Below are 20,795 nucleotides of genomic sequence, written 5' to 3'. Positions count from 1 at the left end.
GGTAGGTATGCGCATACGCGCACTGGTCGCTGTAGTTGGGCTGCTGCTGACAGCGGTGACCGTTGACGCTCTGGCCGTCACTCAAGTCAAGAGCATGCGCCTGTGGCGCGCGCCGGACAACACACGGCTGGTCTTCGACCTGTCAGGGCCGGTGCAGCACAGCGTCTTCACCCTGACTGCCCCGGACCGCCTGGTGATCGACATCAATGGCGCGACCCTGGGCGGGCCGCTGAACGTTTCCACTTCCAATACTCCGATCAGCAGCGTGCGCTCGGCCCAGCGCACGCCTACCGACCTGCGCGTGGTGGTCGACCTGAAGAAGTCGGTCACGCCCAAGAGCTTCACCCTGGCCCCCAATGCCCAGTACGGCAATCGCCTGGTGGTCGACCTGTACGACCAGGAAGCCGACGCCATCGCCGCCAGCAACCCGACGCCGGCGCCAACCCCTGCGCAGACCCCCGTGACCACGCCGGCGGTACCGGTGACGCCGGCCCAGCCGGCAATCAAGCTGCCGCCGGTGCCAAATGGCAAGCGCGACATCGTGGTGGCCATCGACGCCGGCCACGGTGGCGAAGACCCGGGGGCGTCCGGGTCGCGGGGCCAGCACGAAAAGGACATCGTGCTGCAGATCGCCAAGGAACTGCAGCGCCAGATCAATACCGAGAAAGGTTTCCGCGCCGAGTTGACTCGCACTGGCGACTATTTCATCCCGCTGCGTAAACGGACTGAGATCGCCCGCAAGAAGGGCGCCGACCTGTTCATCTCGATCCACGCCGACGCCGCGCCATCGCGCGCCGCCTTCGGTGCCTCGGTGTTCGCCCTGTCCGACCGCGGCGCCACCTCCGAAACCGCGCGCTGGCTCGCCGACACGGAAAACCGTTCCGACTTGATCGGCGGTGCCGGCAACGTCAGCCTCGACGACAAGGACCGCATGCTCGCAGGCGTGCTCCTCGACCTGTCGATGACGGCGACCTTGAGCTCGAGCCTGAACGTCGGGCAGAAGGTGCTGGGCAACATGGGGCGCATCACCTCGTTGCACAAGCAGCGCGTCGAGCAAGCAGGCTTCATGGTGTTGAAGTCGCCGGATATTCCCTCGATCCTGGTCGAGACCGGGTTCATCTCCAACAATGCCGAGGCGGCCAAGCTGGCCACTCGCAGCCATCAGCAGGCCCTGGCCCGTTCGATCCACACCGGCGTGCGCCAGTACTTCCAGCAGAACCCGCCACCGGGCACCTACATCGCCTGGCTGCGCGACAGCGGCAAGATCGCCCAGGGCCCGCGTGAACACACCGTGCGTCCTGGCGAGACCTTGGCGATGCTCGCCGTGCGCTACCAGGTCAGCGTTGCCAGCCTGCGCAGCAACAACAGCCTCAAGAGCGACGAACTCAAGGTCGGCCAGCGCCTGGATATTCCTGCTACCACCCTGGCCTCGCAGCAATGAGTGGCGGCGCGCGCATCCAGCTGCTGACGCCGCGGCTGGCCAACCAGATCGCCGCTGGCGAGGTGGTCGAGCGCCCGGCTTCGGTGGCCAAGGAATTGCTGGAAAACAGCCTGGACTCCGGTGCCCGGCGCATCGATGTCGAGGTCGAGCAAGGTGGCGTCAAGCTGTTGCGGGTGCGTGACGATGGCGGCGGGATCTCCGCCGACGACCTGCCGCTGGCCCTGGCCCGTCACGCCACCAGCAAGATTCGCGAGCTCGAAGACCTCGAAGGCGTACTGAGCCTGGGCTTTCGTGGCGAGGCACTGGCTTCGATCAGCTCGGTGGCGCGCCTGACCCTGACCTCGCGTACCGCCAGCGCCAGCGAAGCCTGGCAAGTGGAGACCGAAGGCCGCGACATGACCCCGCGCGTGCAGCCGGCGGCACACCCGGTAGGCACGTCGGTCGAGGTTCGTGACCTGTTCTTCAATACGCCGGCCCGGCGCAAGTTCCTCAAGGCCGAGAAAACCGAATTCGATCACCTGCAGGAAGTCATCCGGCGCCTGGCCCTGGCCCGCTTCGATGTCGGCTTCCATCTGCGCCACAACGGCAAGAGCATCCTCAGCCTGCACGAGGCCCATGACGACATGGCGCGGGCGCGGCGGGTCGGCGCCATTTGCGGTGCCGGCTTCATGGAGCAGGCGCTGCCCATCGACGTCGAGCGCAACGGCCTGCGCCTGTGGGGCTGGGTCGGCCTGCCGACCTTCTCGCGCAGCCAGGCAGACCTGCAGTATTTCTTCGTCAATGGCCGGGCGGTACGCGACAAGCTGGTCGCCCACGCCGTGCGCCAGGCGTACCGGGATGTGCTGTTCAACGGGCGGCACCCGACCTTCGTACTGTTTCTCGAGCTCGATCCCACCGGGGTCGACGTCAACGTGCACCCGACCAAGCACGAAGTGCGCTTTCGCGAAGGGCGTTCGGTGCATGACTTCCTTTACGGCACCTTGCACCGTGCCCTGGCTGACGTGCGCCCGGAAGACCAGCTTGCCGCCCCGGCAGCAGCCAGCGAGATCGTCCGGCCGAGCGGCTTGCAGGTGGGCGAATTCGGGCCCCAGGGCGAGATGCGCCTGGCCGCTTCGGTGCTCGAACAGCCGCAGGTGCCGCAGCATGCGATTTCCAATGGCGGCAGTGGCGCGGGCTACCAGTACCAGTACACCCCTCGGCCTTCGCAGCCGTTGCCGGTCGCTGAGTCCCAGGCTGTCTATCGCGAGTTCTACAAGCCCCTGAACGACGGCGCCGCGGCGCCTGGCACGACGACGCTGCCGGAAAGCCAGGGCGACATCCCGCCCCTGGGTTATGCGCTGGCGCAGCTCAAGGGCATTTACATCCTTGCCGAGAATGCCGTCGGCCTGGTGCTGGTCGACATGCACGCGGCCCATGAGCGGATCATGTACGAGCGGCTCAAGGTGGCCATGGCCAGCGAGGGCCTCAGCGGTCAGCCGCTGCTGGTGCCCGAGTCCTTGGCGTTGAGCCAACGCGAGGCCGATTGCGCCGAAGAGCATGCCCAGTGGTTCCAGCGCCTGGGCTTCGAGTTGCAACGCCTGGGCCCGGAAACCCTGGCCATCCGCCAGATTCCCGCGCTGCTCAAGCAGGCCGAGGCCAACCGCCTGGTCCAGGACGTGCTGGCAGACCTCATGGAATACGGCACCAGCGACCGCATCCAGGCCCACCTCAACGAGCTGCTCGGCACCATGGCCTGCCACGGTGCGGTGCGCGCCAATCGCCGCCTGGCCATCCCCGAGATGAACGCGCTGCTGCGTGACATGGAAAACACCGAACGCAGCGGCCAATGCAACCACGGTCGACCGACCTGGACCCAGATGGGCCTGGATGACCTGGACAAACTTTTCCTGCGCGGTCGATGAAATGAGCGGCAAGCCTCCTGCGATATTCCTCATGGGCCCGACGGCGGCCGGCAAGACCGACCTCGCCATCGAGCTGACCAAGGTCCTGCCGTGCGAACTCATCAGTGTCGATTCGGCGCTGGTCTACCGTGACATGGACATCGGCACCGCCAAGCCATCCAAGGCGCTGCTGGCCGCGCACCCGCACCGCTTGATCGACATCCTCGACCCGGCCGAGAGCTACTCGGCCGCGCGCTTCTGCAAGGATGCCCTGACGGCCATGGCCGAGATCACCGCGCGCGGCAAGATTCCGCTGCTGGTGGGCGGCACCATGCTGTATTACAAGGCGCTGGTGGAAGGCCTGGCGGACATGCCGCCTGCCGATCCCGCGGTGCGCGCCGAACTCGAGGCCGAGGCCCTGGCGCTGGGGCTGGCCGAATTGCACAGGCAATTGGCCGAGGTCGACCCGGAGTCGGCGGCCCGCATCCACCCCAACGACCCTCAGCGGCTGATCCGCGCCCTGGAGGTCTACCGGGTGAGTGGGCAGAGCATGACAGCCCATCGCCAGCGTCAATTCGCGGAAAGTAGCGGCGCAGACGCAGGCGCTGACGGGCATTTGCCCTATACTGTCGCAAGTTTGGCGATTGCTCCTACAGATCGTCACATTCTGCATCAGCGAATTGCGTTACGATTTTCACAGATGCTGGAACAGGGCTTCGTCGACGAGGTCCGATCGCTGCGAGCCAGAAGTGACTTGCACGCCGGGCTGCCGTCTATACGGGCAGTGGGGTACAGGCAGGTCTGGGATTACCTCGATGGCCAGCTGACTGAGAATGAGATGCGTGAACGCGGTATCATTGCCACACGCCAGTTGGCCAAGCGGCAGTTCACCTGGTTGCGTGGTTGGAACGACGCGCACTGGCTCGATAGCCTGGCCTGCGACAATCTGTCCCGCACCTTGAAATACCTGGGAGCCGTCTCCATATTGAGCTGAGTCCCTGCTGATAGCCGTCTATTCTTGCGAAGGGGCGGCCTAATTTATCGATTTTCTTTGATTTTCTACTATTGATCCTTACAGGAGTGCGGCATATGTCAAAAGGGCATTCGCTACAAGACCCTTACTTGAATACCTTGAGAAAAGAAAAGGTCCCGGTTTCCATCTACCTGGTCAACGGCATCAAGCTGCAGGGCTCGATCGAATCCTTCGACCAGTTCGTGGTGCTGCTGAAGAACACCGTCAGCCAGATGGTCTACAAGCACGCCATTTCGACCGTGGTTCCTGCCCGTCCGGTTCGCCTGCCAAGCCCGTCCGATTCCGACAGCGGTGACAGCGAGCCAGGCAACGCCTGATAGGAGCCTGCATTGTTCTTTGAGCGCCACGGTGGTGGTGAGCGGGCGTTGCTCGTTCACTTGGAAGGTCAGAACCCTGAGGCGCGCGAAGATCCGCAGGAGTTTCAGGAGTTGGCTCTGTCGGCCGGAGCGGAAATCGTTTCGCTGGTGACTGTAGCGCGACACCAGCCTACGGCCAAATACCTGATTGGCAGCGGCAAGGTCGAGGAATTACGCGACCTGGTCAAAGCCGAACAGGTAGATCTGGTGATTTTCAATCACACCCTCACGCCCAGCCAGGAACGCAACCTCGAGCGCGTCTTCGAATGTCGCGTGCTGGATCGCACCGGGCTGATCCTCGATATCTTCGCCCAGCGGGCGCGTACCCATGAAGGCAAGCTGCAGGTCGAACTGGCCCAGCTCGAGCACATGAGCACGCGGCTGGTGCGCGGCTGGACCCACCTTGAGCGGCAGAAGGGTGGTATCGGCCTGCGCGGCCCGGGCGAGACTCAGTTGGAAACCGACCGCCGCTTGCTGCGGGTGCGCCTGCGGCAGATCAAGGCACGCCTGGAGAAGGTTCGCAGTCAGCGCGAGCAGGCCCGCCGTGGCCGTCGTCGCGCCGAGATCCCGTCGGTTTCGCTGGTGGGCTACACCAACGCCGGCAAGTCCACCCTGTTCAACGCCCTGACCACCTCCGAGGTCTACGCCGCCGACCAGCTGTTCGCCACCCTCGACCCGACCTTGCGCCGGCTGGAGCTGGCTGACCTGGGTCCGATCGTGCTGGCCGACACCGTAGGCTTCATTCGCCACCTGCCACACAAGCTGGTCGAGGCATTTAGGGCTACGCTCGAAGAGTCGAGCAATGCCGACTTGTTGCTGCATGTGATCGACGCTCACGAGCCCGACCGCATGGAACAGATCGAGCAGGTGCTGGCGGTATTGGGCGAGATCGGTGCCGAAGGCTTGCCGATCCTCGAGGTCTATAACAAACTCGACCTGCTTGAAGATGTCGAGCCGCAGATTCAACGCGATGCCGATGGCAAGCCTGAGCGGGTCTGGGTTTCCGCCCGTGATGGTCGAGGCCTGGAGTTGGTGGGTCAGGCAGTCGCCGAGTTGCTGGGGGACGATCTGTTTGTCGGTATTTTGTGCCTGGAGCAACGTTTTGCCCGCTTGCGCGCGCAATTCTTCGCTTTGGGTGCGGTGCAGAGTGAAGAGCATGACGAAGAAGGGCGCAGCCTGCTGAGCGTGCGACTGCCCAGGGTCGAACTGAATCGCCTGGTCAGCCGTGAAGGCATGGAGCCGCAAGTGTTTGTCCAGCAACACACTTTGCAATAAATGCCCGGCGAGGTGGCCGGGCAGCAGTGACAGGCATTCTGTAGCATTGGACGGCGCGCCGTGGGTGCGTCTTTGCTTTATCAGATGGAGAGCGCTATGGCTTGGAACGAGCCGGGTGGCAACTCGAACAATCAGGATCCCTGGGGCGGTCGCCGTGGTGGCGGCGGCGGTGGTGGTGACAAGAAAGGTCCGCCGGATCTGGACGAGGCCTTCCGCAAACTGCAGGACAGCCTCAATGGCATGTTCGGCGGTGGCAAGAAACGTGGTGGCGGTGATCGCAATGTCGGCAGGGGCGGTGGCCTCGGGCTGCTGGGCATCGGCCTGGCAGTGCTGGCCGCGATCTGGCTGTACAGCGCCGTGTACGTGGTCGACGAGCAGGAGCAGGCCGTGGTGCTGCGCTTCGGCAAGTACTATGAGACGGTCGGTCCCGGCCTGAACATCTACTTCCCGCCAATTGATCGCAAGTACATGGAAAACGTCACGCGTGAGCGTGCCTATACCAAGCAGGGGCAGATGCTCACCGAAGACGAGAACATCGTCGAGGTGCCACTGACCGTGCAGTACAAGATCACCAACCTGCAGGACTTCGTGCTCAACGTCGACCAGCCCGAGGTGAGCCTGCAGCATGCGACCGATAGCGCCCTGCGCCACGTGGTGGGTTCCACCTCGATGGACCAGGTGCTGACCGAGGGTCGTGAGCAGATGGCCGTGGACATCCGCGAACGCCTGCAGCGCTTCCTCGACAACTACCGTACCGGTATCACCGTCACCCAGGTCAACGTACAGAGCGCGGCAGCCCCGCGTGAAGTGCAGGAAGCCTTCGACGACGTGATCCGTGCCCGCGAAGACGAGCAGCGTGCCCGCAACCAGGCCGAGTCCTACGCCAATGGCGTGGTGCCCGAGGCCCGTGGTCAGGCCCAGCGCATCATCGAGGACGCCAACGGTTATCGCGACGAAGTCATCGCCCGCGCCAAGGGTGAAGCGGATCGCTTCACCAAGCTGGTCGGCGAATACCACAAGGCCCCTGAGGTGACGCGTCAGCGTCTGTACCTGGAGACCATGCAAGCGGTCTACAGCAATTCGAGCAAGGTCATGGTGGCGACCAAGGATGGGCAGAACAACCTGCTCTACCTGCCGCTGGACAAGATGGTCGAAGGCAGCCGCAACCCGTCCGCGCCATCGGCCAGCGTGTCGCCATCGGTCAACGATGCGGCCAGCCGTGCAGCGCAGGACATGCAACAGCAACAGCAGCCGCTGCGTACTAGGGAGAGCCGCTGATGAGCAATAAATCGCTGATCGCCCTGATCGCCGCAGTGGTGCTGGCCGTCGTGGCCTGGAACAGCTTCTACATCGTGTCCCAGACCGAACGTGCGGTCCTGCTGCAATTTGGCCGTGTGGTCCAGGCCGATGTCCAGCCAGGCTTGCACGTGAAGGTTCCTTACGTGAACCAGGTGCGCAAGTTCGACGCCCGCCTGATGACCCTCGACGCCCCGACCCAGCGGTTCCTGACCCTGGAGAAGAAAGCGGTGATGGTCGACGCCTACGCCAAGTGGCGCGTCCAGGATGCCGAGCGCTTCTACACCGCCACGTCCGGCCTCAAGCAGATCGCCGACGAGCGTCTGTCGCGTCGTCTGGAAAGCGGCCTGCGTGACCAGTTCGGTAAACGCACCCTGCACGAGGTGGTCTCCGGTGAACGTGACGCGCTGATGGCCGACATCACTGCCTCGCTGAACCGCATGGCCAACAAGGAGCTGGGGATCGAGGTCATCGACGTCCGCGTCAAGGCCATCGACCTGCCGAAGGAAGTCAACCGCAGCGTGTTCGATCGTATGAGCACCGAGCGTGAGCGTGAAGCCCGCGAGCACCGCGCCAAGGGTAACGAGCTGGCCGAAGGTATTCGCGCCGACGCCGACCGTCAGCGCCGTGTACTGCTGGCAGAAGCCTATCGCGAAGCGGAAGAGACCCGTGGTGATGGCGACGCCCAGGCGGCCTCCATCTACGCCAAGGCCTACACCCAGGACGCTGATTTCTACGCGTTCTACCGTAGCCTGCAGGCCTACCGCGACAGCTTCTCCAGCAAGAGCGACGTGCTGGTCCTGGATCCGAAGAACGAGTTCTTCCGCTTCATGGACAAGAGCAAGCCCTGATCGTCCGAACCGGAATCACCCCGCCCGGCAGCTAATGCACCAGGCGGGGTGCATCCTGAAGGAAAAGGGGTGTATGATGAGTCAGCCGGGAAATTTCCCGGCTTTTTTGCGTCTGCAAGGTTGATTGGCGAACCGCCGGTTGACGGTTTGGTCAGCTCGCAAGGCAATTAGAGGGTATTGGGTACGGTGGTGGCGCTGGGATCAGTGCTGCCTGCTGCTGTGCGCCAATGCCTGCTTTACTGACGGCTCGCCTGCTGGCAAGCCGCCCGGACCAGAGGGGAAATGGCGTAATGGCAACGGTAGACCGCTGGCTGCTGCCAGATGGCATCGAGGAAGTACTGCCACCGGAGGCCGCGCGTATCGAGATCGCGCGGCGCCAGGTGTTGGACCTGTTCCAGAGTTGGGGCTACGAACTGGTCGTCACCCCGCATATCGAGTACCTGGAGTCGCTGCTTACCGGCGCCGGCCAGGACCTGGACCAGCGCACCTTCAAGGTGGTCGACCCGCAGTCTGGCCGTTTGATGGGCTTTCGCGCCGACTTCACACCGCAGGTAGCGCGCATCGACGCCCATACCTTGCGCCGTGAAGGCCCGAGCCGCCTGTGCTACGCCGGCAGCGTGCTGCACGCCCAGCCACGTGCCCTTTCCACCTCGCGCAGCCCGATCCAGCTGGGTGCCGAGCTGTACGGCGATGCCAGCCCAACCAGCGACGTCGAAGTCATCAGCCTGATGCTCGCCACGCTGCAACTGGCCGATGTGCCGGATGTGCACATGGACCTTGGCCACGTCGGTATCTACCGCGGCCTGGCCCGTGCTGCCGGCCTGTCCGGCGCGGTCGAGCAGCAGCTGTTCGACGCCCTGCAGCGCAAGGCGGTCGATGAAGTGCAGGCGCTCACCGCCGACCTGCCGAAGGACCTGGGCAACATGCTGCGCGCCCTGGTCGAGCTGTGCGGTGGCCGCGAAGTGCTGGCCGAGGCCCGCGTACGTCTCGGTCGTGCTCCGGCCAGCGTGCTGGCGGCGCTGGACGACCTGCTGGCGATCGCCGATCGCCTGGCGTCGCGCTTCCCGGACCTGCCGCTGTACTTCGACCTCGGCGAGCTGCGTGGCTACAACTACCACACCGGCGTGGTGTTCGCCGTGTTCGTGCCCGGTGAAGGCCAGTCCATCGCCCAGGGCGGTCGTTACGACGACATCGGCGCCGATTTCGGCCGGGCACGCCCGGCTACCGGATTCTCCACGGATTTGAAGACCCTGGTCACACTGGGGCGAGCGGAGGTCGTATTGCCAACTGGCGGCATCTGGATGCCGGACAGTGGTGACGCGGCCCTCTGGCAGCAGGTCTGCCAGTTGCGCACCGAGGGCCAGCGTGTGGTCCAGGCTCTGCCTGGCCAGCCGTTGAGTGCTGCTCTCGAGGCGGATTGTGATCGGCAATTGATTCAGCAAGACGGGCGCTGGCAGGTTCTGCCGCTGACCCACTGAGTTTCTGCGTCGGCAGTAGGCCGGCACCAAGTTTGCGTGAATGAGGACCAATGTAATGGGTAAGAATGTCGTCGTCCTGGGCACCCAGTGGGGTGATGAGGGCAAAGGCAAGATCGTCGATCTGCTGACCGAACATGCTGCCGCCGTAGTGCGCTATCAGGGTGGCCACAACGCGGGCCACACCCTGGTGATCAACGGTGAAAAAACCGTTCTGCACCTGATTCCGTCCGGCATCCTGCGTGAAGGCGTACAGTGCCTGATCGGCAACGGCGTGGTCGTAGCGCCAGATGCCCTGATGCGTGAAATCACCAAGCTGGAAGAGAAGGGTGTACCGGTGCGCGAGCGCCTGCGCATCAGCCCGGCTGCTCCGCTCATCCTGTCGTACCACGTGGCCCTGGACCAGGCTCGCGAAAAGGCCCGTGGCGAAGCCAAGATCGGCACCACCGGTCGCGGCATCGGCCCAGCCTACGAAGACAAGGTTGCGCGCCGCGGCCTGCGCGTCGGCGACCTGTTCCACCGCGAGCGTTTTGCCGCCAAGCTGGGTGAGCTGCTGGACTACCACAACTTCCAACTGGTGAATTACTACAAAGAGCCGGCAATCGACTTCCAGCAGACCCTGGACGAGTGCATGGCCTACGCCGAGCAGCTCAAGCCGATGATGCTCGACGTCACCGCCGAACTGCACAACCTGCGTCGCGCCGGCAAGGACATCATGTTCGAAGGCGCCCAAGGCTCGCTGCTGGACATCGACCACGGTACCTACCCGTACGTCACCAGCTCCAACACCACCGCTGGCGGTATCTCCACCGGTTCCGGCGTTGGCCCGATGTACCTCGACTACATCCTCGGTATCACCAAGGCCTACACCACCCGTGTCGGTTCCGGTCCGTTCCCAACCGAGCTGTTCGATGAAACCGGCGCCACCCTGGCCAAGCGCGGCCACGAGTTCGGCTCCACCACCGGCCGCGCTCGTCGTTGCGGCTGGTTCGACGCCGTGATCCTGCGTCGCGCCATCGACGTCAACAGCATCTCGGGCATCTGCCTGACCAAGCTGGACGTACTGGACGGCCTGGAAACCATCAACATCTGCGTAGGTTACAAGGATGAAAATGGTGAAGTGATCGAAGCCCCTACCGACGCCGACAGCTACATCGGCCTGCAGCCGGTGTACGAAGAGCTGCCGGGCTGGAGCGAATCGACCCTGGGTGCCAAGACCTTGGAAGAGCTGCCGGCCAATGCGCGTGCCTACATCACTCGCATCGAGCAACTGATCGGCGCGCCGATCGACATCATCTCCACCGGCCCGGATCGCAACGAGACTATCGTGCTGCGTCATCCGTTCGCCTGATCAGCCTTCCGGCTGGTCCGACGCCGCAGTCCCGAAAGGGCCTGCGGCGTTTTTCTTGGTGGGTACCGAGGCTTGGCCGATATCCCCGCCGCGCCCGGCACAGCTCTTGCTCTGACAACGCCTTCGTGGATGCCATCAAAATAGTGGCGCCAGAGAACACGAGGGTTACACCGTGTCTGCCATCTTTTCACTGTTACGAAGCCGCCTGTTGCGGCCTGTGTTTGTAGCGCTTGGTATCGCCCTTTTGGTGCAGGTGCTGGTTGCCGTAGCGCTGACCCGGAGCACCGTCACCGCCTTGGAAGCCGACCTCGGCCAGCGCCTGGGCGCCGACAGTCGCGCGCTTGCCGGCGAGCTGGAGCAGGCTGGGCAAGATGTGCGTTCGGGCCTTGAGAGCCTTTCCAGCAGTACCCGCCAGCGCCTCAGTGCCGGTCTTTCGGCGCGTTTGCAGGCTGAGCAACAGCAGTTGCGAGTGACGCTGGAGAAAAGCCTCAAGGAGTCTGCCAACGACATGGCCGAACTGCTGGCCTCGGTAGCGCCCCGGGCCATCTGGGACAACGATGTGCCGACCTTGTCTGAGTTCGCTCGTCGTGCGCAGCGCAATCCGAACGTGTTGTTCGTGATCTATGACGATGCCCAGGGGCAGCACCTGACCCGCTACCTGAACCGGCAGAATCCGATCAACCAGGCGCTGATGGAAAAGGGCCAGGGCGAGCGGGCACTGGACAAAGTGCTCGATGCTGCCCGGCGCGACCCATCGGTGTACTACGTCGAGGCTTCGATCAGCCCTAATGGTGCGCAGATCGGCAAGGTGCTGATGGGGGTGTCCACTGCTGGCGTGGAGCAGCAGCTGACGGCGCTCGATCAGCGTTTCGCGGCGTTGATCGACAGTGGCGAGCAACTGGTGGGCGACAGCCTTGGCGCCGCTGCCGCCGACAGCGGCAAGGCCCTGCGCGAGCGCCTGGCCACGGCCCAAGGCAGTGCCGCAGCTATGCAGGCCAATACCGCGCAGGCCGTGCGCGAGGCCGCTGAAACGCTGCGCTGGCGCATTGGTCTGGGGCTGGCGCTGGTTGGCCTTGGGGTGCTGCTGGCGGTGGCCCTGGTGCTTGGGCGGCGGGTGCTGAGCAAGCTGCGCCTGTTGATCGCTGCGCTCGATGACTTGGCGGCTGGCGAAGGCGACCTGACCCGCCGCGTTCCACTCGACAGCCGCGATGAGATCGGTGATATGGCCTCGGCGGTCAATCGTTTCGTCGACAAGCTGCAGCCCATCGTCCGCGAGGCCGGCGAGGTGGCCCAGCGCACCGGTATCGAGATCGACAGCATGGCGCAACGCAATGCCGGTGCCGATGCTGCCGCTGCGTTACAACGTGACGAGGTTGCGGCCAGCCTGCGTGCTCTGTCGAGCATGGCCGACGAGGCGCAGGCCGAAAGCCATGCGATGCAGGCTGCCTTGCAGCAGGTCGTGGACATTCGTCAGGCCACCGACCAGAACAGCCGTTCCTCGACGCAACTGGCGAGCCTAATCGAGAGCCTCGCCAGCCAGGTCGAGAACGGCTCCCAGGTCATTGAGCGGCTGGCCAAGCAGAGCGAGCAGATCGAAGTGGTACTGACGGTCATCCACGGCATTGCCGAACAGACCAACCTGCTGGCGCTCAATGCCGCCATCGAAGCTGCGCGGGCCGGTGAAACCGGGCGTGGCTTTGCCGTGGTGGCGGATGAGGTGAGGGCGCTGGCGAGCAAGACGCAGAGCTCGACGGGGGATATCCAGGCGCATATCGCTGCCTTGCAGAAAGGTGCGAAGGAAGCGGTGGCGACCATTGGCCAGGCCGGGCTCAAGGCCAGCGAAGGTTTGCTGGTGCTGCGTGACAACGAGCGTCGGCAGCAATCTGTACAGGCGGCGGTTGAACAGGTGCATGCCGCCATTGGCCTGGCGACCCGCGCCGCCGAGCAGCAGGCCCATGGCGCTCAGGCGGTGCGTGGTCGGGTGGAGAACATCCACGCCCAGGCTGAGCGCTCGGCCGAGGTGGTGATGCAGACCACTGCCAGCAGCAAGGTGCTGGATGATCTCGCGGCCCAGTTGCGGGCGAGCCTGGGGCAGTTCAGGGCTTGAGTGGAGGCTGTCGGGTTGGGAGCTTCGCGGGCAAGCCCGCGAAGCAGGCTACGCCTTGTTCAGGTACATCCGCGTGGTCAGCAGATACACCGGCAACCCCGACACCACGATCAGCAGGGCAGCATAAGGCGCCGCCGCCGCGAACTCGACGTTGGCGGTATGCGCCCAGACCTCGGTGGCCAGGGTGGTCATGCCGGTCGGGCTGAGCAGCAGGGTGGCGGTCAGCTCCTTCATGGCATCCAGGAACACCAGGGCGAAGGCGGCTGCCAATGCCGGGAAGATGATCGGCAGGGTGACCCGGCAGAATGCCGCGAAGCTGCTCGCCCCCAGCGTACGAGCGGCCTCTTCGAGGGTTGGCGAAGCCTTGTTCAGCGCGGTACGTACCGGTGCCTGGGCCAGCGGCAGGAACAGCAGTGCGTAGGCCAGCAGCAACAGTGCGGTGGTCTGGTACAGCGCCGGCACGTAGTGCAGCGAGAACACCACCAGGGTCAGGGCGATGACCAAGCCGGGCAGGGCGTGCAGCAGGTAAGGCAAGCGCTCGGCCCAGATCGCCAGACGACCTTTGTAGCGTACAACCAGGAAGCTCACCGGCAACGCCAGCAGCACGCAGAAGCCTGCGCCGCCCAGTGAGACCGACAGCGAGGTGATCAGGGCCTTGCTGATGGCTGCCACCGGGAATGCAGCCGACGAGCCGACGCTCAGCCAGTAACCGAGCATGGCCAGCGGAATGCCGCTGCCCAGGATCGCCAGGCCCAGGCAGAACAACTGGGCCAGCGGCATCCAGCCGCGCAGGCGCACCGGCTGGCCGCGGCGTGCCACGCCCTGGCCGATGCGCACGTGGCGCGCCTTGCCGCGTACGCGCAGCTCCAGCCACAACATCAACAGGCACAGCGCCAGCAATACTGCCGAAAGCATGGCGGCGTTAGCGTTGCTGAACTCCAGTTCGAACTGCTGGTAGATCGCGGTGGTGAAGGTCTGCAGCCCGAGGATCGACAGCGCGCCGAACTCGACCAGCATGTGCAGGGCGATCAGCAGTGCACCGCCGAGCATCGACGGCCACAGCAGCGGCAGGGTGATCTTGCGGAACACGCCCCAGCTGCCATAGCCCAGGGTGCGGGCCGATTCCTCAACCGAGGTGTCGAGGTTGCGCAGGGTCGCCGCCACTGGCAGGAACACCAGCGGGTACTTGGACAGCGCCATGACCATGATCGCGCCGCCCAGGCCTTCGAAGTCCGAGCTCAGCGACACCCAGGTGAAGCTGCTGACGAACGATGGCACGGCGAACGGCAGGCACAGCACCACGCCCCAGAGCCTGCGGCCCGGCAGGTTGCTGCGCTCGAGCAGCCAGGCCAATGCCAGGCCGACCACCATGCAGGTGAGCGTCACGCCGGCCATCAGCATCAGGGTGTTGCGCATCAGGCCCCATACGAACGGGCGCCAGAGCAGGTGCAACGCTTCGCGCCAGCCTGCTTCCCAGGCCTTCATGGCGACGTAGAGCAATGGCAGCAAGCTCATTGCCACCAGGAACAGCACAGGCAGCACCACCCAAATGGAGGCGCGCTTGCGGCGGGGGACGAAGCGTACCGGCACCGGTTCGGACAGGGCGGCAGTCATCAGAGCAGACCGATCTCGCGTTCAAGCTCCAGCGCTTCCTCGGCATTGCCCAGGTCGGCCGGCGAGATCTTCGGCGGGCGCAGGTCTTCGAACGGTTTCAGGCCGCGGTCGGAGACCATGCCCTTGTGCAGAGGATACTCGGCGGTGGTCTGGGTGATCACGCGCTGGCCTTCTTCGCTGGCCATCCAGTTGAGCAGGGCCTGGGCTTCCTTCGGATGCTTGCTGGCCTTGACCGCGCCGGCGCCGGAGATGGTCACCAGGTTACCGGCATCGCCATCGGCCAGGTAGTACAGCTTGGAGTCGAGCTTGCCGCGCTCGCGCTCCAGGGCGTACCAGTAGTAGTTGTTGACCAGGACGGCGGCGACTTCACCTTTCTCCACGGCCTTCAGGGCGACCATGTTGTTGGTGTAGGTTTTGCCGAAGGCTTTCAGGCCGGTCAGCCATTCTTCGGTAGCTTCGCGGCCATGCATCTTGAGGATGGCCACGGCCTGCTCCTGGAAGGCGCCGCTGGTCGGCACGTAGCCGACACGACCATCCCACTCGGGGTTGGCGAAGTCCATCACCGTGGTCGGCAGGTCTTTCTCGTCGATCTTCTTCGGGTTGAACACCACCACACGGGTACGTGCGGTCACGCCCATCCAGGTGCCGTCGGCGCCGACATACTCCTTGGGCAGCATGTTCAAGGTCGCGTCGTCGATCTTGGCCAGCAGGCCCAATTGACCGAGGTTGTTCAGCGGTGGCGACTCTTCGGTATAGATGATGTCGGCCGGCGAACGGTCGCCTTCCTCGATGATCTGGCTGGCCAGCTGGTTGCTGCTGCCCTTGCGGATATTGATATGGATACCGGTCTTGGCCTCGTAGGCCTTGGCGATGGCTTCGCCGATTTCCTTGTGCTGGCCGTTGTACATGGTCAGCGTGACAGGCTCGTCTGCCATGGCGGCCGGAGCGCCGATCACCAGGCTTAGAACAGCGGCGGCCAGGGTGCGCATCAGCGGTTGCGGGCGGATCGTCATGCGGGTACTTCCTCGCTTACGGCTACATATTTGGCAACAATGGTAAACGAAATCGGTTCTCAAGTGGCCCGGCGACGAGAAATTCATCAGGGCTTTCGGCGAGGGCAATCGCCGGGAAATGCCGGCAGGGGAGGGCGATGCAAAAATCGCAGGCAAGAAAAAACCCACTAGCAAGCTAGTGGGTTTTTGTATGGTGCCCAGGAGAAGACTCGAACTTCCACGACCGTTAAGTCACTGATACCTGAAACCAGCGCGTCTACCAATTCCGCCACCTGGGCAAAGCTTTGCATCATCTGAAGAAGGCGACTATTGTTCGCTTCACTCAGTCGTAATAGATCCTTGGTCATCTATTACTTGAAAATCATTGGTGCCCAGGAGAAGACTCGAACTTCCACGACCGTTAAGTCACTGATACCTGAAACCAGCGCGTCTACCAATTCCGCCACCTGGGCACACATTTCGTCGAGGTCACATGATGCTTTACATCGCGCTTCATCTCAACTACAACGTCGGCTGTCCGTCGTTGTGGTGCGCACTATACGGACGCCTCCGAGGGCTGTAAAGCCCCCGATCAAAAAAAAATTCAAAAAATTCAACTTGTTGATTCCACAGGCCTATTGCCGTTACCTGGACATGCCTCTGGGGCTGTCCAATGCCGAGATTTCCGGTTTCAATACGCCTATGCCAGAATTCATATCTATATACCCCAAGGTGAACCCCTTCTGATGGCCGATTGGCAATCCCTCGATCCCGAGGCCGCTCGCGAAGCGGAAAAATACGACAACCCCATCCCCAGCCGTGAGCTGATCCTGCAGCGCCTCGCCGACCGTGGCGAACCGGCCGCACGCGAGGAGCTGGCGGCCGAATTCGGTCTTCACGAGGAAGACCAGATCGAAGCTCTGCGCCGCCGACTGCGTGCCATGGAACGTGACGGCCAGCTTATCTATACCCGGCGCGGCACCTATGCCCCGGTAGACAAGCTGGACCTGATCTGTGGCCGTGTCTCCGGCCATCGCGACGGCTTCGGCTTCCTGATCCCCGATGACGGCAGCGACGACCTGTTCCTCAGCCCCGCGCAGATGCGCCTGGTGTTCGACGGCGACCGGGCGTTGGCCCGGGTCTCCGGTACCGATCGCCGCGGCCGCCGCGAAGGCGTGTTGGTGGAGGTCATCTCCCGCGCCCATGAAAGCGTGGTCGGCCGCTACTTCGAAGAAGGTGGCATCGGCTACGTGACCCCGGACAACCCGAAGATCCAGCAGGAAGTGCTGGTGACCGCGGGCCGTAACGGCGGCGCCAAGATCGGCCAGTTCGTCGAGATCAAGATCACCCACTGGCCGACCCCGCGTTTCCAGCCGCAGGGTGACGTGGTCGAGGTGATTGGCAACTACATGGCCCCAGGCATGGAAATCGACGTGGCGCTGCGCAGCTACGACATTCCGCATGTCTGGCCCAAGGACGTGATCAAGGAAGCGCGCAAGTTCCGCTCCGAAGTCGAGGAAAAGGACAAGGAAAAGCGCATCGACCTGCGCCATCTGCCCTTCGTCACCATCGACGGCGAGGATGCCCGCGACTTCGACGACGCCGTGTACTGCGAGCCACTGGGCAAGCTGCGCCTGTTCTCCGGTGGCTGGCGCCTGTACGTGGCCATCGCCGACGTTTCCAGCTACGTGCGCCTGGGCTCGGCCCTGGATGTCGAAGCCCAGCAGCGCGGCAACTCGGTGTACTTCCCCGAGCGCGTGGTGCCGATGCTCCCCGAGGAGCTGTCCAACGGCCTGTGCTCGCTGAACCCGCACGTCGATCGCCTGGCCATGGTCTGCGAGATGACCATGAACAAGGCCGGCCAGATGGTCGACTACCAGTTCTACGAAGGCGTGATCCACTCCCACGCCCGCCTGACCTACAACAAGGTCAGCAGCATGCTGGAGCATTCGCGTACCCGTGAAGGCAAGGCGCTGCGCGAGGAGTACAAGGAGGTCCTGCCGGACCTCAAGAACCTGTACAACCTGTACAAGGTGCTCGTCGACGCCCGTCATGCCCGTGGCGCGATCGACTTCGAGACCCAGGAAACCCGCATCATCTTCGGCGATGAGCGCAAGATCGCGGAAATCCGCCCGACCGTGCGCAACGACGCTCACAAGCTGATCGAGGAATGCATGCTGGCGGCCAACGTCGCCACTGCCGAGTTCCTGCAAAAGCACGGCGTACCTTCGCTGTACCGCGTGCACGACGGCCCGCCTCCGGAGCGCCTGGAAAAACTCCGCGCCTTCCTCGGCGAACTGGGCCTGACCCTGCACAAGGGCAAGGACCCCTCGCCAAAGGATTACCAGGCCCTGCTGGCGAGCATCGCCGGGCGCCCGGATTTCCACCTGATCCAGACCGTGATGCTGCGCTCGCTGAGCCAGGCGGTGTACAGCACCGACAACAACGGCCACTTCGGCTTGAACTACGAGGCGTACACGCACTTCACCTCGCCGATTCGCCGTTACCCGGACCTGCTGGTGCATCGTGCCATCCGCAGCGTCATCCGCTCCAAGGTCGATACCCCGCACGTCAAGCGTGCCGGCGCGATGAGCATCCCCAAGGCGCGCATCTACCCGTATGACGTGAACACCCTCGACCAGCTCGGCGAGCAGTGCTCGATGACCGAGCGCCGGGCCGACGAGGCCACCCGTGACGTGGTCAACTGGCTCAAGTGCGAGTTCATGAAAGACCGCGTCGGCGAGACCTTCCCGGGTGTCATCACCGCGGTCACCGGTTTTGGCCTGTTCGTCGAGCTCACCGACATCTATGTCGAGGGCCTGGTGCATGTCAGCGCACTGCCCGGCGACTACTACCACTTCGACCCGGTGCACCACCGTCTGTCGGGCGAGCGCAGCGGTCGCAGTTTCCGCCTCGGCGATACCATCGAGGTCAAGGTCATGCGCGTCGATCTGGACGAGCGCAAGATCGACTTCGAAGTCTCCGACAAGCAGCTCGCCGCACCGGTCGGTCGCAAGGGGCGTGGCGCTGCGCCTGTCACCGAGAAGGCCGAGCCTGCGTCGGAAACCCCGGCCAGGGCCACGCCCAAGCCGCGCAGCCGCAAGAGCGAAACCGCCGAAGCGTACTTCCCGAAGGACGCCGTGCAGCGCAATGCCGAAGTGCGCAAGAGCCGCGAGATGAAGAAGGCGCTGATGAGCGAGGCCCGCACCGGCGGTCACGCCAGCAGCAAGTCGGACAAGGGCGGCAAGTCGTCCGGCAAGCCGACCAAGCACCGTAAGGGGCCGTCGAAGTCCGGCGCGCCACGCAAGAGCAAGAGCAAGTCATGAGTCAGCTGGAAAAGATCTACGGCGTGCACGCCGTGCAGGCATTGCTGCAGCACCATCCGAAGCGGGTCAAGCAGATCTGGCTGTCGGAGGGGCGCAGCGAGCCGCGCGTCCAGGCGTTGCTGGCACTGGCCGCGGAGAACCGCGTGCCGGTCGGCCAGGCCGAGCGCCGTGAACTGGATGCATGGGTAGAAGGCGTGCACCAGGGGGTGGTGGCCGAGGTCAGTCCGAGCCAGGTGTGGGGCGAATTGATGCTCGAGGAATTGCTCGAACGCACGCAGACGCCGCCGCTGATCCTGGTGTTGGACGGTGTCACCGATCCCCATAACCTGGGCGCCTGCCTGCGTACTGCGGATGCCGCCGGTGCCACGGCGGTCGTGGTGCCGAAGGACAAATCGGCGACCCTGACGCCGGTGGTGCGCAAGGTGGCCTGCGGCGCGGCGGAAGTCATTCCGCTGGTGGCCGTGACCAATCTCTCGCGTACCCTGGAAAAACTCCAGCAGCGTGGCCTGTGGGTGGTCGGCACTGCCGGCGAGGCCGAACAGGAGATCTACCAGCAGGACCTGACCGGGCCGCTGGTGATGATCATGGGTGCAGAAGGCAAGGGTATGCGCCGCCTGACCCGCGAGCATTGCGATTTCTTGGTGAAGCTGCCGATGGCCGGTAGCGTCAGCAGCCTGAACGTCTCGGTAGCGACCGGCGTTTGTCTGTTCGAGGCCGTGCGCCAGCGTCAGGCCAAGCGCTGATTGTGATCTTTTAGCCGGGCGCCAGCTCTTGTAGGAGCGGCCTTGCGTCGCGAAAGGACCGCAAAGCGGTCCCGGCGATCTGTAGCTTGACGCATAAACCCTGGGGCCGCTTCGCGGCCCTTTCGCGACGCAAGGCCGCTCCTACAGGCGATCAAGGGCAGGACGGGTCTAAAGTGTTTCCGGCTGTTCAAATATTCACCACTCACCTTGCTTGTGCGCCCCGCCTTCTCTACAATTGCGCCCCTTGCCGAGCTGGCAGGCGCGCATGCGCCTCCCCTCCATGGCAAGACATACAGTGTCATTCACTCCTTGTCTGACCAGATTCGCTGGCAGACTACTAACCCGTAAGGAGCATTCATGCGTCATTACGAAATCATCTTCCTGGTTCACCCGGACCAGAGCGAGCAAGTCGGCGGCATGGTTGAGCGTTACACCAAGCTGATCGAAGAAGACGGCGGCAAGATCCACCGCCTGGAAGACTGGGGCCGTCGTCAACTGGCCTACGCAATCAACAATGTTCACAAGGCTCACTACGTGATGCTGAACGTTGAGTGCACCGGCAAGGCCCTGGCCGAGCTGGAAGACAACTTCCGCTACAACGATGCCGTGATCCGTAACCTGGTCATCCGTCGCGACGAAGCCGTTACCGGTCAGTCCGAGATGCTGAAGGCCGAAGAGAACCGCAGCGAGCGCCGTGAGCGTCGTGAGCGTCCTGAGCATGCTGACTCCGCCGAAGGCGACGACAGCAATGACAGCGACTCCAGCGATAACGCTGACGAGTAATCCACGGACCTTTTGAGGAGCCTATTACATGGCACGTTTCTTCCGTCGTCGTAAATTCTGCCGCTTCACCGCTGAAGACGTGAAAGAGATCGACTTCAAAGATCTCAACACCCTGAAAGCTTACGTATCCGAAACCGGCAAAATCGTTCCAAGCCGTATCACCGGTACCAAAGCTCGTTATCAGCGTCAGCTGGCTACCGCTATCAAGCGCGCCCGCTTCCTGGCCCTGCTGCCCTACACCGACAGCCACGGCCGCTGAGACCGGGTCGTCG

Annotated in this window: 16 protein-coding genes, 2 tRNA genes and 1 pseudogene; 15 read left to right on the top strand and 4 right to left on the bottom strand. The window is 63.7% G+C overall.

Translation table 11 applies throughout. The annotated features are described in order from the left end of the window. The first annotated feature begins 7 nt into the window (after window positions 1–7). The 11 genes and pseudogenes from E6B08_RS27515 to E6B08_RS31600 all read left to right on the top strand — a co-directional run bounded on the left by E6B08_RS27515 (window position 8) and on the right by E6B08_RS31600 (window position 13,065). Window positions 8–1,441, top strand: coding sequence for an N-acetylmuramoyl-L-alanine amidase (locus tag E6B08_RS27515; protein WP_136916844.1), 1,434 nt, complete (start codon window positions 8–10; stop codon window positions 1,439–1,441). Next, the gene (gene mutL / locus E6B08_RS27510) at window positions 1,438–3,342 is read left to right on the top strand and encodes a DNA mismatch repair endonuclease MutL (protein ID WP_136916843.1); all 1,905 of its coding nucleotides are present in this window, start codon (window positions 1,438–1,440) and stop codon (window positions 3,340–3,342) included. The genes E6B08_RS27515 and mutL overlap by 4 nt, the downstream gene beginning before the upstream one ends. Before the next feature lies 1 nt (window position 3,343). Further along, on the top strand, window positions 3,344–4,315 hold the full coding sequence (gene miaA, locus E6B08_RS27505) for a tRNA (adenosine(37)-N6)-dimethylallyltransferase MiaA (RefSeq protein ID WP_136917501.1): 972 nt from the start codon (window positions 3,344–3,346) through the stop codon (window positions 4,313–4,315). A 95-nt stretch (window positions 4,316–4,410) separates the two neighbouring features. Continuing rightward, complete coding sequence (gene hfq, locus E6B08_RS27500; RefSeq protein ID WP_133324650.1) at window positions 4,411–4,671, top strand: RNA chaperone Hfq; 261 nt, start codon at window positions 4,411–4,413, stop codon at window positions 4,669–4,671. 12 nt (window positions 4,672–4,683) lie between these two features. Then, complete coding sequence (gene hflX, locus E6B08_RS27495; RefSeq protein WP_136916842.1) at window positions 4,684–5,985, top strand: ribosome rescue GTPase HflX; 1,302 nt, start codon at window positions 4,684–4,686, stop codon at window positions 5,983–5,985. Between the two features lie 96 nt (window positions 5,986–6,081). Further along, window positions 6,082–7,263, top strand: coding sequence for an FtsH protease activity modulator HflK (hflK, locus tag E6B08_RS27490; protein WP_136916841.1), 1,182 nt, complete (start codon window positions 6,082–6,084; stop codon window positions 7,261–7,263). Beyond that, complete coding sequence (hflC, locus tag E6B08_RS27485; protein ID WP_136916840.1) at window positions 7,263–8,132, top strand: protease modulator HflC; 870 nt, start codon at window positions 7,263–7,265, stop codon at window positions 8,130–8,132. The genes hflK and hflC overlap by 1 nt, the downstream gene beginning before the upstream one ends. A 290-nt stretch (window positions 8,133–8,422) precedes the next feature. Further along, on the top strand, window positions 8,423–9,610 hold the full coding sequence (locus E6B08_RS27480) for an ATP phosphoribosyltransferase regulatory subunit (protein ID WP_136916839.1): 1,188 nt from the start codon (window positions 8,423–8,425) through the stop codon (window positions 9,608–9,610). Between the two features lie 55 nt (window positions 9,611–9,665). Next, window positions 9,666–10,958: an adenylosuccinate synthase gene (locus E6B08_RS27475; RefSeq protein WP_136916838.1), complete on the top strand. Its 1,293-nt coding sequence runs from the start codon at window positions 9,666–9,668 to the stop codon at window positions 10,956–10,958. 508 nt (window positions 10,959–11,466) lie between these two features. Continuing rightward, window positions 11,467–12,159, top strand: a pseudogene (locus E6B08_RS31605) (methyl-accepting chemotaxis protein); the annotation flags it as partial. Window positions 12,160–12,180: 21 nt separating this feature from the next. Beyond that, a complete protein-coding gene (locus E6B08_RS31600; protein ID WP_416194415.1) occupies window positions 12,181–13,065 on the top strand; it encodes a methyl-accepting chemotaxis protein in 885 nt (294 codons plus the stop codon). A gap of 48 nt (window positions 13,066–13,113) precedes the next feature. Here E6B08_RS31600 and E6B08_RS27465 read toward each other — a convergent pair whose 3' ends face one another. The 4 genes from E6B08_RS27465 to E6B08_RS27450 all read right to left on the bottom strand — a co-directional run bounded on the left by E6B08_RS27465 (window position 13,114) and on the right by E6B08_RS27450 (window position 16,144). Beyond that, entirely contained in the window at window positions 13,114–14,679 is a 1,566-nt protein-coding gene (locus E6B08_RS27465; RefSeq protein ID WP_136916836.1) for an ABC transporter permease, read from the bottom strand. Beyond that, complete coding sequence (locus tag E6B08_RS27460; RefSeq protein ID WP_136916835.1) at window positions 14,679–15,692, bottom strand: extracellular solute-binding protein; 1,014 nt, start codon at window positions 15,690–15,692, stop codon at window positions 14,679–14,681. Before E6B08_RS27460 ends, E6B08_RS27465 begins: the two co-directional genes overlap by 1 nt. A 191-nt stretch (window positions 15,693–15,883) precedes the next feature. After that, a tRNA-Leu gene (locus E6B08_RS27455) sits at window positions 15,884–15,970 on the bottom strand. A gap of 87 nt (window positions 15,971–16,057) precedes the next feature. Next, a tRNA-Leu gene (locus tag E6B08_RS27450) sits at window positions 16,058–16,144 on the bottom strand. 273 nt (window positions 16,145–16,417) lie between these two features. Between E6B08_RS27450 and rnr the strand changes: the two genes are divergently transcribed. The 4 genes from rnr to rpsR all read left to right on the top strand — a co-directional run bounded on the left by rnr (window position 16,418) and on the right by rpsR (window position 20,782). Further along, window positions 16,418–18,997, top strand: coding sequence for a ribonuclease R (rnr, locus tag E6B08_RS27445; RefSeq protein ID WP_136916834.1), 2,580 nt, complete (start codon window positions 16,418–16,420; stop codon window positions 18,995–18,997). Next, window positions 18,994–19,740, top strand: coding sequence for a 23S rRNA (guanosine(2251)-2'-O)-methyltransferase RlmB (gene rlmB / locus E6B08_RS27440; RefSeq protein ID WP_136916833.1), 747 nt, complete (start codon window positions 18,994–18,996; stop codon window positions 19,738–19,740). The genes rnr and rlmB overlap by 4 nt, the downstream gene beginning before the upstream one ends. A gap of 357 nt (window positions 19,741–20,097) precedes the next feature. Beyond that, window positions 20,098–20,523, top strand: a complete 426-nt coding sequence (gene rpsF / locus E6B08_RS27435) for a 30S ribosomal protein S6 (RefSeq protein ID WP_003249557.1) — start codon at window positions 20,098–20,100, stop codon at window positions 20,521–20,523. A 28-nt stretch (window positions 20,524–20,551) separates the two neighbouring features. Continuing rightward, window positions 20,552–20,782, top strand: coding sequence for a 30S ribosomal protein S18 (gene rpsR, locus E6B08_RS27430; RefSeq protein ID WP_003249563.1), 231 nt, complete (start codon window positions 20,552–20,554; stop codon window positions 20,780–20,782). Window positions 20,783–20,795 lie beyond the last annotated feature (13 nt).

The sequence above is a fragment of the Pseudomonas putida genome, assembly GCF_005080685.1.
GTDB classification, from domain to species: domain Bacteria; phylum Pseudomonadota; class Gammaproteobacteria; order Pseudomonadales; family Pseudomonadaceae; genus Aquipseudomonas; species Aquipseudomonas putida_V.
The sequence above is the reverse complement of the archived record's forward strand: the minus strand, read 5'-3'. Positions and strand labels throughout refer to the sequence as shown.